This is a genomic window from Rhodoferax sp. GT1R46 (genome assembly GCF_056521285.1).
Genome location: NZ_JBWMBC010000012.1, coordinates 1 through 12,092 on the forward strand (window position 1 = coordinate 1; position 12,092 = coordinate 12,092).

General features: G+C 60.7%; 13 protein-coding genes and 1 pseudogene. 7 read left to right on the forward strand and 7 right to left on the reverse strand.

Annotation, left to right across the window (positions count from 1 at the left end; translation table 11 throughout):
- From AC097W_RS19490 to alkB, 4 genes are all read right to left on the reverse strand, one after another.
- Nucleotides 1-585: PDDEXK nuclease domain-containing protein (locus tag AC097W_RS19490; protein ID WP_479604300.1), on the reverse strand; the 585-nt coding region annotated here is incomplete at its 3' end.
- A 126-nt stretch (nt 586-711) separates the two neighbouring features.
- A complete protein-coding gene (locus tag AC097W_RS19495; protein WP_479604301.1) occupies nt 712-1,140 on the reverse strand; it encodes a DUF1016 N-terminal domain-containing protein in 429 nt (142 codons plus the stop codon).
- 131 nt (nt 1,141-1,271) lie between these two features.
- Nucleotides 1,272-1,835: a GSU2403 family nucleotidyltransferase fold protein gene (locus AC097W_RS19500; protein WP_479604302.1), complete on the reverse strand. Its 564-nt coding sequence runs from the start codon at nt 1,833-1,835 to the stop codon at nt 1,272-1,274.
- A gap of 228 nt (nt 1,836-2,063) precedes the next feature.
- Nucleotides 2,064-2,720, reverse strand: a complete 657-nt coding sequence (alkB, locus tag AC097W_RS19505) for a DNA oxidative demethylase AlkB (protein ID WP_479604303.1) — start codon at nt 2,718-2,720, stop codon at nt 2,064-2,066.
- Between the two features lie 71 nt (nt 2,721-2,791).
- Here alkB and AC097W_RS19510 point away from each other — a divergent pair, with 71 nt between their 5' ends.
- Nucleotides 2,792-3,169 (forward strand): VOC family protein, encoded by a 378-nt coding sequence (locus AC097W_RS19510; RefSeq protein WP_479604304.1) that lies wholly within the window; start codon nt 2,792-2,794, stop codon nt 3,167-3,169.
- Nucleotides 3,166-3,975, forward strand: a complete 810-nt coding sequence (locus AC097W_RS19515) for a tRNA-uridine aminocarboxypropyltransferase (RefSeq protein WP_479604305.1) — start codon at nt 3,166-3,168, stop codon at nt 3,973-3,975. Before AC097W_RS19510 ends, AC097W_RS19515 begins: the two co-directional genes overlap by 4 nt.
- On the opposite strand, the gene ypfH is transcribed toward AC097W_RS19515, so the two are convergent.
- Complete coding sequence (gene ypfH / locus AC097W_RS19520; RefSeq protein ID WP_479604306.1) at nt 3,917-4,594, reverse strand: esterase; 678 nt, start codon at nt 4,592-4,594, stop codon at nt 3,917-3,919. The two genes, AC097W_RS19515 and ypfH, sit on opposite strands and share 59 nt — an antisense overlap.
- Before the next feature lie 199 nt (nt 4,595-4,793).
- On the opposite strand from ypfH, the gene AC097W_RS19525 reads away from it, so the two are divergent.
- Together AC097W_RS19525 and AC097W_RS19530 are read left to right on the forward strand one after the other, a co-directional pair.
- The gene (locus AC097W_RS19525; RefSeq protein WP_479604307.1) at nt 4,794-5,894 is read left to right on the forward strand and encodes an NAD(P)-dependent alcohol dehydrogenase; all 1,101 of its coding nucleotides are present in this window, start codon (nt 4,794-4,796) and stop codon (nt 5,892-5,894) included.
- A gap of 52 nt (nt 5,895-5,946) precedes the next feature.
- Nucleotides 5,947-6,651 (forward strand): glutathione S-transferase N-terminal domain-containing protein, encoded by a 705-nt coding sequence (locus AC097W_RS19530; RefSeq protein WP_479604308.1) that lies wholly within the window; start codon nt 5,947-5,949, stop codon nt 6,649-6,651.
- Here the strand turns inward: AC097W_RS19530 and AC097W_RS19535 are convergent.
- Both AC097W_RS19535 and AC097W_RS19540 read right to left on the reverse strand, forming a co-directional pair.
- Entirely contained in the window at nt 6,534-7,472 is a 939-nt protein-coding gene (locus AC097W_RS19535; protein ID WP_479604309.1) for an aldehyde dehydrogenase family protein, read from the reverse strand. The genes AC097W_RS19530 and AC097W_RS19535 overlap by 118 nt on opposite strands.
- 7 nt (nt 7,473-7,479) lie before the next feature.
- Nucleotides 7,480-8,229: a helix-turn-helix domain-containing protein gene (locus AC097W_RS19540; protein WP_479604310.1), complete on the reverse strand. Its 750-nt coding sequence runs from the start codon at nt 8,227-8,229 to the stop codon at nt 7,480-7,482.
- A 337-nt stretch (nt 8,230-8,566) separates the two neighbouring features.
- Here AC097W_RS19540 and AC097W_RS19545 point away from each other — a divergent pair, with 337 nt between their 5' ends.
- The 3 genes and pseudogenes from AC097W_RS19545 to AC097W_RS19555 all read left to right on the forward strand — a co-directional run bounded on the left by AC097W_RS19545 (nt 8,567) and on the right by AC097W_RS19555 (nt 12,043).
- Nucleotides 8,567-9,334, forward strand: coding sequence for an SDR family NAD(P)-dependent oxidoreductase (locus AC097W_RS19545; protein WP_479604311.1), 768 nt, complete (start codon nt 8,567-8,569; stop codon nt 9,332-9,334).
- A gap of 30 nt (nt 9,335-9,364) precedes the next feature.
- Nucleotides 9,365-10,887 (forward strand): annotated as a pseudogene (locus AC097W_RS19550) (amino acid permease).
- A 76-nt stretch (nt 10,888-10,963) separates the two neighbouring features.
- Nucleotides 10,964-12,043 (forward strand): AI-2E family transporter, encoded by a 1,080-nt coding sequence (locus tag AC097W_RS19555; protein WP_479604312.1) that lies wholly within the window; start codon nt 10,964-10,966, stop codon nt 12,041-12,043.
- Nucleotides 12,044-12,092 lie beyond the last annotated feature (49 nt).

A 12,092-nucleotide genomic window follows, 5' to 3' on the forward strand; every position in this document is an offset into this window, starting at 1 on the left:
GCAACAGCATGATTGGCGAGTTGCTGCCACATCGCTGGACGCCGCCAACCGCGTCACCCTGACTGTCACCACCACTGCAGGGCCGCGGTCAATATGGGTTTGCCGCGCGCTTACGATGTTGGCGTCTTTGGGTAGGGTAATTTCTACCAGCGCTTCATGCTTTTTCTTGCACAACACGATGCCGACGGTGGCCGCCTCCGTGTCGGTTTTGACATAGCGGTCAAAGTAGTTGACGTACATCTGCATCTGGCCCAGGTCTTGGTGCGTGAGCTTGCCGAGCTTCAGGTCGATGAGCACATAGCAGCGCAGCAGGCGGTTGTAAAACACCAGGTCCACAAAAAAGTGGTCGTCGTCAAAGGTGAAGCGCTTTTGCCGCGCCTCAAACAAAAAGCCCTTGGCCAGCTCCAGCAAGAAGTGTTCGATCTTGTGGATGATGGCCGACTCAAGCTCGGATTCAGAAAACCGGGCCTGCTCTGACAGGCCCAAAAACTCCAGCACCAACGGCTCTTTCAGCAGATCACTGGCTTGGCTGACGATTTGCCCTTGTTGGGCCAGTTGGCGAATGCCGTCTTGGTCGCGGCTCAAAGCCAGGCGCTCGTACAAGCTGCTTTGGAACTGGCGGCGCAGCTCCCGCAGGGTCCAGTTTTGCTGGGTGGACTCGATTTCGTAGAAGCTGCGTTCATCCGCTTTTTTGATGCCGAGAAGGAAGACTTAGTGGGACCAACTGAGGGTGAAGGGGCGTTTGCCATTGCCTGCAGCCAATAGGTCAGACAGTGTCTGGCTTATTGGGCGCAATGTCTGGCCATCAGAAAAGCCAGACGCTGTCTGGCCAATTCGAGGCGCGTACTGCACATAAAACAGCCGCATGAGCTTGAGGTTGCTGAGCGAGAAGCCACTCCCAAATTCGGCAGTCAGGCGTTCGGCCAATTGCTTGAGCACTTGTATGCCGTACTCCGCACGTTCATTGCCTTGCTGTTCAAACTCCACAATGTGCCGCCCAATTTCGAAGTTGGTGTGAACCTGCACCAGATCGACACCGCGGGCAATGGTGCTGCGGGCGGATTCGATCAGCGCGCGGATGCTGGCATAGAGCGTGGACTCAGCGTCGATGGCGGCGGGGAGGCGAGGCGTCTTATTCATGGCAGTTCCTCAAAAAACGGTTGGGATACGCTGATGGCTGTATTTTTACACAGTATTTCTGGCTACCGATTTGCTCTGCTATTGATAGCTGCTCGCGCATATTCCACGAGGGCTAGAGGCCTATTTCATCCTCAAGCCTGCGGCAAATACTGATCCAGCAGCACCTGTACCGCATCGGCCTGCAATACGTCCCGGCGGCGCTTGAGAGGGTCACGGTCCGCTTGGCCGGCCAGCCACCGTTTGAACGCCACAAACGTGGCCGGGTGCACGGCATTCATGCGCGCCATGGTGCCGTTGGTGGCGACGATGACCGCGGAGAAGCCCGGCGGGTCGTCACCGGTCTGTTCCCGGCGGATGATGTCCACTTCAAAACCGTCATTGTTCACCGCGGTGTATTTTTGACTCTGGCGCATGCGAAAGCTGGAATCCACTTTTTTGAGCACGCCCAGCATGGAGCTATCTACCCGAGCCAACTGGGTCGAGAAGATGATGCGCTTGCGGGTGTTCCAAAGCAAATCAATGTCGCGCGTGGCGAGGGCTTCGGCATCCAGCCGCACGCCGGCGGCGGCTTCATACGCATAGAGGGCATGGGTGCCGACGACGCGAAAGTGTTCGCTGAGCTGCGTGCTGGCCAGGCGGTTGAGCAGCGCCACTACCAGCGGGTCCACCCGGCTCACGCGCAGGGCGCGATTCATGCGCTGTTGCTGGTCCAGCGCCGCCTTCAGGCCGGTCAGCCGCTCGGCACTGGCCTGCTTTCTTTAGGTGAAGTTGTCGTGGCTGACCTGCGTCTCGGGTGTGCGAGGGCCCAGGCTGGTTTCCGCCCCAGCGGGCGTGGTGCGCACCATGGCCGATGCCTTGCAGTGCGCTAGGCGCTGGCCTCCATCCGCAACCTGAAGGAATACTCGGCCCGTTTGCCTCGGCAGTCAGCCCACACGCCGGAACGTCAGGTTGATGCGCCGCCGCCCCACCAGCGCATGTGTGCCATCGGCCAGTGGCTGCACACCGTGAAAGGCCAGCCGGGACGGCCCGCCCCACACCACTACGTCGCTATGCACCAGCCGGTAGCGTTGCGGACGGTCGCGCCGGTCCAGGGTGCCAAACAGGAAGACGGCCGGCAGGCCCAGTGATACCGAGACGATGGGCGCGGTGAAGTCTTTTTCGTCCTTGTCCTGGTGCAATGACAGTTTGGCCCCCGGCGCATATTGGTTGATCAGGCAGGCGTTGGGCGCAAAGTGGGCATAACCCGCCTGCGCTGCGGCGCGTTGGGCCAGGTCGGCAAAGCACGCGGGCATGCTGGGCCAAGGCTGACCGGTGTGCGGGTCACGCGCGGCGTAGCGGTAGCCATGCGGGTCCGACACCCAGCCCAGTGCGCCGCAACTGGTCGTCGCCACCGTCATGGTGTGGCCGCCGGGGGTCTGCATGTGGCGCAGGGGCGCCTGGGCGGTGAGGCCGTCCAGGGCGTGCAGCAGGGCTGCGTCCAGGTGGCGGGCAAAGCCGTGCAGCAGCACCGCGCCGGGGGCCAGGGGCGTCGGGGGCGCGTCGGCGTCGGGTGGCAAGTCGTCGAAAAGGTCATTGGTCACGGTGCCAAGGCTACCTCAGCCTTCCATTACTATCTCCACTCCCCGTAACAAGCCCTACAAAGGATAAAGCGATGTTCAGTCATGTGATGGTTGGTTCAAACGATCTTGAAGTCTCCAGAAAGTTTTACGACGCGCTGCTCGGCACGCTGGGCATTGCCCCGGGCGTTGCCAACAAAAACCGCTATTTCTACCGCAGCCCCACCGGCACTTTCGGCATTACCACGCCCATCAATGGAGAGCCGCCCACCCATGCCAACGGTGGCACCATTGGCTTCGCCATGCAGTCGCCCGAGCAGGCCGATGCCTTCCATGCGGCCGGCCTCGCAAATGGCGGCACCACTTGCGAAGACCCACCAGGATGGCGCGATGGTTCTGTGGGCAGGCTCTACCTGGCCTACTTGCGCGACCCGGACGGCAACAAGATCTGCGCGCTGCACAGCGCTAAGTGAAGAACCAGGCACTGCCCCACGCCGTTTCCCGCCTGCGCACCGAGCGGCTGGCGCGCAGCGCTAAACCCTTTCTGGCCCGCGGTGGCCCGCGTGGGGAGCGTTGCGCGGGTTGCCGCCTGGTGCCCAGCCATTGCATTTGTGCGTTGCGGCCCGCTGTGCCCACGCGCGCCGGGGTGTGCCTGCTGATGGCCGACATCGAGCCGCTCAAGCCCAGCAACACCGGCTGGCTGATTGCCGATGTGGTGGCCGACATTTTTGCCTTTGGCTGGGCGCGTACGGAGGTCGACCCGGCGTTGCTGGCCTTGCTGGCCGATCCGCAGTGGCAGCCGTATGTGGTGTTTCCGGGGGAGTTTGTGTCGCCAGAGCGGGTGGTTACCGTTGTGCAAAAGGCTGACGACGACAACGCCACAGACGGCCAATTGGCCAAGCGCCCCTTGTTTATTTTGCTGGACGCCACCTGGCCCGAGGCGCGCAAAATATTCCGCAAAAGCCCCTACCTGAACCATTTGCCCGTGCTCAGCCTGCACCCCGATCAGCTCTCACGTTACAAGCTGCGCCGCTCCCGGCGCGATGACCACTTTTGCACGTCTGAAGTTGCGGCGCTGTGCCTGGACCTGGCCGGTGAGACCCATGCAGCGCAAACGCTGGAAGCGTATCTGGATGTGTTTACCCACCACTACCTGCAAGCCAAGCGCCAGTTGCCTGCCGACCTGGACGACGCGGCGCACCAGCGTTTGTCTGGCTTGGCTACTGGGCAGCAGCCTTTTGCACTTCTTCCCATTGGTGCTTGGGGATGTGGCCGGTAAAGCGCTCCACCACCATGTCCATCACCTCCGCATTGATTTCATGGGCCAGGAAGGGGATGACGTCGGCGGTGACATCGCCCCCCAGTCCCACCAGGCGTTCTGCTGCAGACACACAGTGGCCGTAGTGAATAACCGGGTCTGACTTGCCGTGGATGAGGTGCAGCGTGGTTTTCTCGGGCGCGTGGGTGGGCAGCTGGGCATAGCGCCCCGATAGCGCGACAACACGCGCGACCAATCCCGCCTCAGCCTGCGCCGCCTCCAGCGCCATGATGGCGCCTTGCGAAAACCCCACGATGGCGGTGGCGGTCGGCTCCACGCCGCTGTGTTGCTGCCAATAACGCAGGTTGTGGATGAAGGCGGGCATTACCTCGGCAACGCGTGCAGGGCGGTTCTCGTCAGTAATGCCTTGCACCGAAAACCATTGGGCACCCATGCCTCCACTGCTGAGGTCGCACGCAAAGGGAGCATGCACGCTCACGATGAAGGCACTAGGGAACTGCGCCGCCAAGTGCTGCCCCAAGGGGACCATGTCTTGTGCGCTGGCGCCCACGCCATGGTGCAAAACCAGGAGCTGTTGCGCGGCTTGGGAGGGTTGCTGGATGATGATGGAATCAGACACGGTACAGCCTTGCGAAGTAAATAGAACGATCAGCACCACATGGGTGCACATGTCAAGCGTACAAGATGCCGGATCCGCTCCGCGCGTTCCAGCCATTTGACGGTTGTCAAGCGCGGCCCATCCAGCCGAGACGAAGGGCCGGCAAACGAGCCTAATTGACGCAGTTGAATCACAACCAGTTTTATTAAGGGAGTTGCAGATGACCGCCATGATGAAAGCCGCCGTATTTATTTCCCCGGGTCGCATTGAGCTGGCCGACAAGCCGATACCTGATGTGGGGCCCAACGACGCGTTGGTGCGCATCACCACCACCACCATTTGCGGCACCGATGTGCACATCCTCAAAGGCGAGTACCCGGTGGCCAAAGGCCTGACCGTGGGCCACGAGCCGGTGGGCGTGATTGAAAAGCTGGGCAGCGCGGTGCAGGGCTACACCGAAGGCCAGCGCGTGATTGCCGGGGCCATTTGTCCCAACTTCAATTCCTATGCCGCGCAGGACGGTGTGGCGTCGCAGGATGGCAGCTACCTGATTGGCCAGGGCCTGTGCGGCTGCCATGGCTACAAGGCCACCGCCGGCTGGCGCTTTGGCAACCTGATTGATGGCACCCAGGCGCAGTACGTGCTGGTGCCCGATGCGCAGGCCAACCTGGCCCCCATCCCCGACGGACTGACCGATGAGCAGGTGCTGATGTGCCCCGACATCATGTCCACCGGGTTCAAGGGCGCGGAAAACGCCAACATCCGGATCGGCGACACCGTGGTGGTGTTTGCGCAGGGCCCCATTGGCTTGTGCGCTACGGCTGGTGCGCGTTTGCTGGGTGCCTCCACCATCATTGGCGTGGACGGCAACGACCACCGTTTGGGCATTGCCAAAAAGTTGGGAGCAGATATCACGCTGAATTTCAACAACTGTGACGTGGTTGCCGAGGTGATGAAGCTCACCGGCGGGCGGGGTGCAGACTCTGCCATTGAGGCGCTGGGCACACAGGCCACATTTGAGTCGGCCCTGAAGGTGCTTAAACCCGGCGGCACGCTGTCGAGCCTGGGCGTGTACTCCACCGACCTGACGATTCCGCTGGGTGCATTTGCCGCAGGCTTGGGTGACCACCGCATCAACACCGCGCTGTGCCCTGGCGGCAAGGAGCGCATGCGCCGCCTCATGAATGTGCTGGAGGCCAGCCGGCTCGATCTGGGTGTGATGGTGACGCACCACTACAAGCTCGACGACATTGTGGCGGCCTACGACCTTTTCTCGCACCAGCGGGACGGCGTGCTGAAGGTGGCGATCAAACCCTGGTAGGCGCGAGCTGGGGTACGAAGCGTGCCGCCGGATTTGCGGCCAGAATGTGGGCATGAACAATCTCTCTACCTTCCCCATTACCCACAAATGGCCTGCGCAGCACCCTGAGCGGCTGCAGCTGTATTCGCTGCCCACGCCCAATGGCGTGAAGGTGTCGATCATGCTGGAAGAAACGGGCTTGCCCTACGAGCCGCACCTGGTCAGCTTTGAGAGCAACGACCAGATGTCGCCCGAGTTTCTGTCACTCAACCCCAACAACAAGATTCCGGCCATCCTCGACCCCAACGGTCCCGGCGGCAAGCCGCTGGCGCTGTTTGAGTCGGGCGCCATCCTGCTGTATCTGGCGGAGAAGACGGGGCAGTTTCTGCCCAAAGATGCCGCGTTGCGGTACGAGACGATTCAGTGGCTGATGTTCCAGATGGGCGGTATTGGCCCCATGTTTGGGCAACTGGGCTTTTTCCAGATTTTTGCCGGCAAGGACTATGAAGACAAACGCCCGCGCGACCGCTATGCCGCCGAAAGCCGCCGCCTGCTGGGGGTGCTCAACGCGCGGCTATCCACGCGCACCTGGATGATGGGAGACAACTACACCATCGCCGACATCGCCATCTTTCCCTGGGTGCGCAACCTGATTGAACGCTACAAGGCGGATGACTTGGTGGGTATTGACGACTTTGCCCATGTGCAGCGCGCGCTGGCAGCGTTTGTGGCCCGCCCTGCAGTGACACGGGGTCTGCTGATACCGGCGCGGGCCTGATTCAGCTCTTGGTGTACCAACCCCAGGGTTGGTCGCTGGTGCATCGGGTGATTTGCTTGGTTTCCAGGTAGTTGTCCAGGCCCCAACTGCACGCCGGGCACCATGCCGTCTCCTATGACAATGTGCTGGCTTGCCTCTACCAGCCGCGCCAGAAAGCGTTCGTACAAACCGCGTTGTACCAGCACGCGCGAGGTGGCTGAGCAGACTTGGCCCTGGTTCCAGAAAATGCCAAACATTACCCATTCAACGGCCTGCTCCAGGCTGCTGTCGTCGAAGACGATGAAGGGCGATTTGCCGCCCAGTTCCAGGCTGATTTTTTTGATGTCGCGCGCTGCGGCCGCCATGACCCGGGAGCCGGTGGGCACCGAGCCGGTAAAGGCCAGCTTGTCCACGCCGGGGTGCTCGGCCAGTGCCAACGCGGTGAGAGGTGTTAACTCGGATGGCTTGAGCGCCACGGTGCAGCCCGCAGCCAGTGCAGGGGCCACTTTCCATGCGGCCATGAGCAGCGGGTAGTTCCACGGAATGATTGCACCGGCCACGCCCAGGGGCTCACGCACCGCCCGGGATTCAAAACGGTCGTCCGGCAGGGCAATGGGCTGCACGCGTTCGGTGTCCAGTGCCTCGGCCAGCTCCGCGTAGTAGTCAAAGCAGGCGGCGGCGTCAATGTCCTGCGCCGTGGCGGCAGCAACCTGGGCGATAAGTGCCTGGGTGGCAGGGTTGTAAACCGCCAGGGCTTCTCCCAGAGCGGCCGATGTCCAGCTGCCGTTGATAAATAACTTGTCTTGCACGTTGCAGTCCTTTTCAATAAATTTCAGTGCCATGTTTCCACTAGCTTAGCCATGCTGTTACCGGGTTGGCCGCATGAAGACCTTGCTGCCAGACTGGAGCTGCGTGGCCCTGGCGGCGGCGAAATGTTTCGGACGGTAGCTCGTCAAACAGTGCGCGGTAGTCATGGGCAAAGTTGCCAAAGTGCCAGAAGCCGAAACAGGTGGCCGCCTCGGTGACGGACGCAGCGTCTCGCAACGCCCTGCGCACGCGGTTGAGCCGCTCTACGCGCAGGTACGCAACGGGGTTGATTTCCAGTGCATCCTGAAACGCATATTGCAGGCTGCGCCGGCTCACGCCCAGTGCGGCCACCAGTTCGGCGACCGACAAGGGGCAGTCACTCTCTGCTTGTTCCATCAGAGCGCGCGCAGACTGCACAAGGCCCCAGCTGCGTGAAGGGCCGACTGCCGCAGCACTGTCGTGCACAGGCTCCGCGTCCAGCAGATCCGCAATTCCAAAAACCATGGATTTCTCAAACGCGTCACAGACCGCGGGAGTTTCCAGCAGGTGCGGGTTGGTGCCGACGGCTTGAAAGATGGCGCGCAGTAGTTGGCGCATGGCGTCCAGCCGGCCGTCACCCATGTCCATTACGGTGGCACGGGGGCCGAGTTTGACTGCAATGCCGCCCAATGCATCCCGCAGTGCGGGGTTGGTAAAACGACCGGGATAGAACTCGATGTCCACCACGACGTGGCGCTCGGGCGAGCGGAACTCGAATCCGTCGGGGTCCGAGAAAACATGCAAGCCGTCCACATGACTGCGCTGGCCGCACAGCCGCGAATGGCACCGGTATCGATCTCCATGACGCCGCCTTCAAACGCACCAGCAGACAGTTGGCAGTACGACTGATTCCACGCGTGCAGCATGGAGGCCTGCTGGTCAAAGTCCTGGCAATGGAAGACATTGAAGTGCCTGTTTTTTGCTGTGGGTACCCAATTCATGCATTGACTCCAGTCAGGCGTTGCGGTGATGCCTCGCCTTGAGAACTTAGCAGTAAGCAAGTCTTTTGCCAATTCTGGATAGTCCCCGCTTTGTGAAGTCCATAAACTGAATTTTCGGGTCGCAAATGGCCTCAACAAGGAGCAAGACAATGGCAGGTAGGTTGGCAGGTAAGGTGGCGCTCATCTCGGGTGGCGCGACAGGCGCCGGGGGCGCGGCATCGAAATTATTCGCCGCAGAAGGTGCGCGCGTGGCGGTAGTGGACATCAATGTGGCAGCCGGCCAGGCGGTGGTGGCAGAGATTGTGCAGTCCGGCGGTGACGCTGCATTTTTTGAGGCCGATGTGTCCGACCGGGCACAGATTGAGCGCGCCATAGCGGGCACGAATGCACGCTTTGGCACCATCTCTGTGCTCTTCAACCATGCGGGCACCATCATCGTGAAGCCGTTTCTGGATACCAGCGACGACGATTTCGACAGGCTGATGGATGTCAACGTCAAGAGCATGTTCATGATGACGCGCGCAGTGTTGCCGCAGATGCTGGACGCCGGCAAAGGCAGCATTGTGTGCACCGCGTCCATATCGTCCGTGGCCGCCACACCACTGGAAGTGCTGTATTGCATGACTAAAGGAGCGTGCGCCATGCTGGCGCGCGCGGTAGCGGTGGAGTACCGCGACCGCGGCATTCGTTGCAATGCGGTATGCCCCGGCTTTATCGACACACCCCACGGACAGCGCGAAATCGCCGCGCTGGCGCAGCATGGTTTTGATTCCTCGGTGGAGGCGCTTTCGGTTCAGCAGGGGCGCCTCTGCCAACCCGAAGAGGTGGCCAAAGCCGCCCTGTTCCTTGCCAGTGACGATGCCAGTTTCGTCAATGGCGCCCATCTGTATGTCGACAACTGTTTTACCGCGGCTTGACTTTCAACTTAATCGCAGAAAGGTCTGTTTATGAATGCAATCTCTCCCTCCGCCATGGATGCGGACGTCAAACTCCTCCATGAAATGGGCTACGCGCAGGAACTTTCGCGGCGCATGGGGCGCTTCTCCAACTTCGCCGTGTCGTTTTCGCTGATTTGTATTTGTCGGGCGGCATCACCTCGTTCCAGATGGGCTTGTCTGCAGCGGGTGGCGCGTCCATCGGGCTCGGTTGGCCGTTAGGTGGTTTGTTTGCGATGATCGTGGCTGCGTCGATGGCGCAAATCGCATCGGCCTATCCCACCGCGGGCGGGCTTTACCACTGGGGCTCCATTCTGGGTGGCAAAGCCTGGGGCTGGATCACCGCGTGGTTCAATTTGCTTGGCTTGGTGTTTGTGGTGGCCGCCATCAACTTCGGCACCTATGACCCCTTCTTCAAAACGCTGATAGCGCCCCTGTTTGGCATAGCGCCCGAGTCGCTGGGCTGGGTGCACCAGACCATTTTTCTCACCGTGATCACCGGTTTGCAAGCGCTGCTAAACCACTGGGGAATCAAGTGGGCCAGTCGCATCACGGATCTGTCGGGCTACCTGATTTTTCTCGTGACGGTGGTGCTGGTGGTATCTCTGGTGGCGTATGCGCCGGGCAAGCTGGACTTCAGTCGCCTCTACACCTTCACGAACCTCACGGGTACCGAGGGTAGCGCCTGGCCTCAGCAAACACTGGTCATGGCCTTTTTGTCCGGCCTGCTGCTGACCGCGTACACCATTACCGGTTTTGACGCTTCGGCCCACACGGCAGAAGAAACGCATGATGCGGCCAAAAACGTGCCCAAGGGCATCATCAGTTCGGTACTGTGGTCGGTGCTATTTGGCTACGTCATGGTGTGCAGCTTTGTGCTGGTCATGCCTGACCTGACCGCGGGTATGAAGATGGGAACGGGATTTTTTGAAGCCATTCTGGCGCCTATTCCTGCGCCCTTGCGCATCAGCATTGAAGTGCTGATGTTCTTCATCAACTTTGTGTGCGGTCTGGCTGCAGTGACCTCCTGCTCGCGCATGATGTACGCCTTTGCCCGCGACGGCGGGCTACCCGGTTCGCATTGGCTCAAGCAGGTGCACCACGTGCACCGCACGCCCGGGGCGGCCATCTGGGTCACCGCCATTCTGGCGATTTCAATCACGCTGTATGGCGATGCATTCACCGTGCTGAGCGCCGGTAGCGCGGTGTTTCTGTTCATCTCGTACGCCATGCCGATTGCCGCCGGACTCTTTGCCGAAGGCAAGACCTGGACCAAGAAGGGCCCATTCACCCTGGGTGCCTGGTCCAAACTCTTTGCCGTTCTGGGTACCGTGGGCGCTTTGGTGCTGGCGTATGTCGGTATGCAGCCACCCAACGAAAAAGTGGCCTACGTGAGGATCACACTCTTCGTGTTGCTCAATGTCATCTGGTTTGGCCTGGGCGTGCGTAACCGCTTTGCCGGTCCGCCCATTGGGTTGCGCATCGCAGAACGCCAGTCGCACATGGACGAAATTGAGGCGGAGTTCAAGGCCTAGAAAACGCAAGTTTGGGGCGGCAGCAGGGTGCTGCTAGGATGCCAGAGCTATTTCTGCCAACCCTGCGAGACCCCTCATGATCCCTTCCGATGACAATGCCGCTACGTATCTGGAGAAACGGTCTCTGTTGCTGCTGCTGATTGCCGTTTCTCTGGCGCTGGGGTGGATTCTGCTGCCGTTTTATGGGGCCATCTTGTGGGGCTTCATCATTGCGCTGCTGTTCACGCCCCTGTACCGCTGGTTGCTGCCGCGGTTGAAATTCAGGCGTAACACGGCTGCCATACTGACCATGCTGGCGGTTTTGCTGGTGGTTGTTTTGCCTTTGATTTTGATTGCCGCCTCGCTGGCGAGCGAGGCTACTTCGGTCTATCAGCGTGTGCAATCCGGCGAGCTGAGTCCGACGCTTTATCTGCATGGCGTATTTGATGCGCTGCCCGCTTGGGTGAAGTCGTTGTTGGACCGCTTCGGGTTGGCGAATTTCGGCACACTGCAGCGCCGCTTGAGCGCCGCATTGACCGAGGGCAGTCAGTTCATCGCCACGCAGGCGCTCAGCGTGGGCCAAAACACATTTGATTTTGTTGGCAGTGCTTTCATCACGCTGTACCTCGCTTTCTTTTTGATTCGTGACGGCGATGCCGTGGCGCGCTCCGTGCTGCATGCGATCCCGTTGACATCTGCGCACAAGCGGGAACTGCGCAGCAAGTTCACCACCGTGATCCGGGCAACGGTCAAGGGCAATCTGCTGGTAGCCGCCGTGCAGGGGGCGCTGGGTGGTCTCGCTTTCTGGTATTTGGGGGTCAGTGCGGCGGTATTGTGGGCCGTGCTGATGGCTTTTTCTTCGCTGTTGCCAGCGGTGGGTGCCGGGCTGGTGTGGGTGCCGGTTGCCGTTTATTTTTTCTTGACGGGTGCCATCTGGCAAGGGGTGGCGCTGACGGCCTGGGGCGTGTTGGTGATCGGGCTGATTGACAACCTGTTGCGGCCCATGCTGGTCGGCAAGGACACGCGCATGCCCGATTACGTGGTGCTGATCACCACGCTGGGCGGCATGGCCGTTCTGGGGATTAATGGCTTCGTGGTGGGGCCCACGATAGCGGCAATGTTTATCGCGGTGTGGCACCTTTACGTGACCACGCGGCCAGGGGAAGCGGCTGACTAGAGAGTTCCACGCAGTGGGTGGATGAATTTTTTGTAAGGGGGCTTCATGG

Excerpts from the sequence above, each read along its gene's own strand:
- AC097W_RS19495 (WP_479604301.1), bottom strand. The coding sequence starts at position 1,140 with ATGAATAAGACGCCTCGCCTCCCCGCCGCCATCGACGCTGAGTCCACG.
- AC097W_RS19500 (WP_479604302.1), bottom strand. The coding sequence starts at position 1,835 with ATGAATCGCGCCCTGCGCGTGAGCCGGGTGGACCCGCTGGTAGTGGCG.
- AC097W_RS19510 (WP_479604304.1), top strand. The coding sequence starts at position 2,792 with ATGTTCAGTCATGTGATGGTTGGTTCAAACGATCTTGAAGTCTCCAGA.
- AC097W_RS19525 (WP_479604307.1), top strand. The coding sequence starts at position 4,794 with ATGACCGCCATGATGAAAGCCGCCGTATTTATTTCCCCGGGTCGCATT.
- AC097W_RS19530 (WP_479604308.1), top strand. The coding sequence starts at position 5,947 with ATGAACAATCTCTCTACCTTCCCCATTACCCACAAATGGCCTGCGCAG.
- AC097W_RS19535 (WP_479604309.1), bottom strand. The coding sequence starts at position 7,472 with ATGGCACTGAAATTTATTGAAAAGGACTGCAACGTGCAAGACAAGTTA.
- AC097W_RS19545 (WP_479604311.1), top strand. The coding sequence starts at position 8,567 with ATGGCAGGTAGGTTGGCAGGTAAGGTGGCGCTCATCTCGGGTGGCGCG.
- AC097W_RS19555 (WP_479604312.1), top strand. The coding sequence starts at position 10,964 with ATGATCCCTTCCGATGACAATGCCGCTACGTATCTGGAGAAACGGTCT.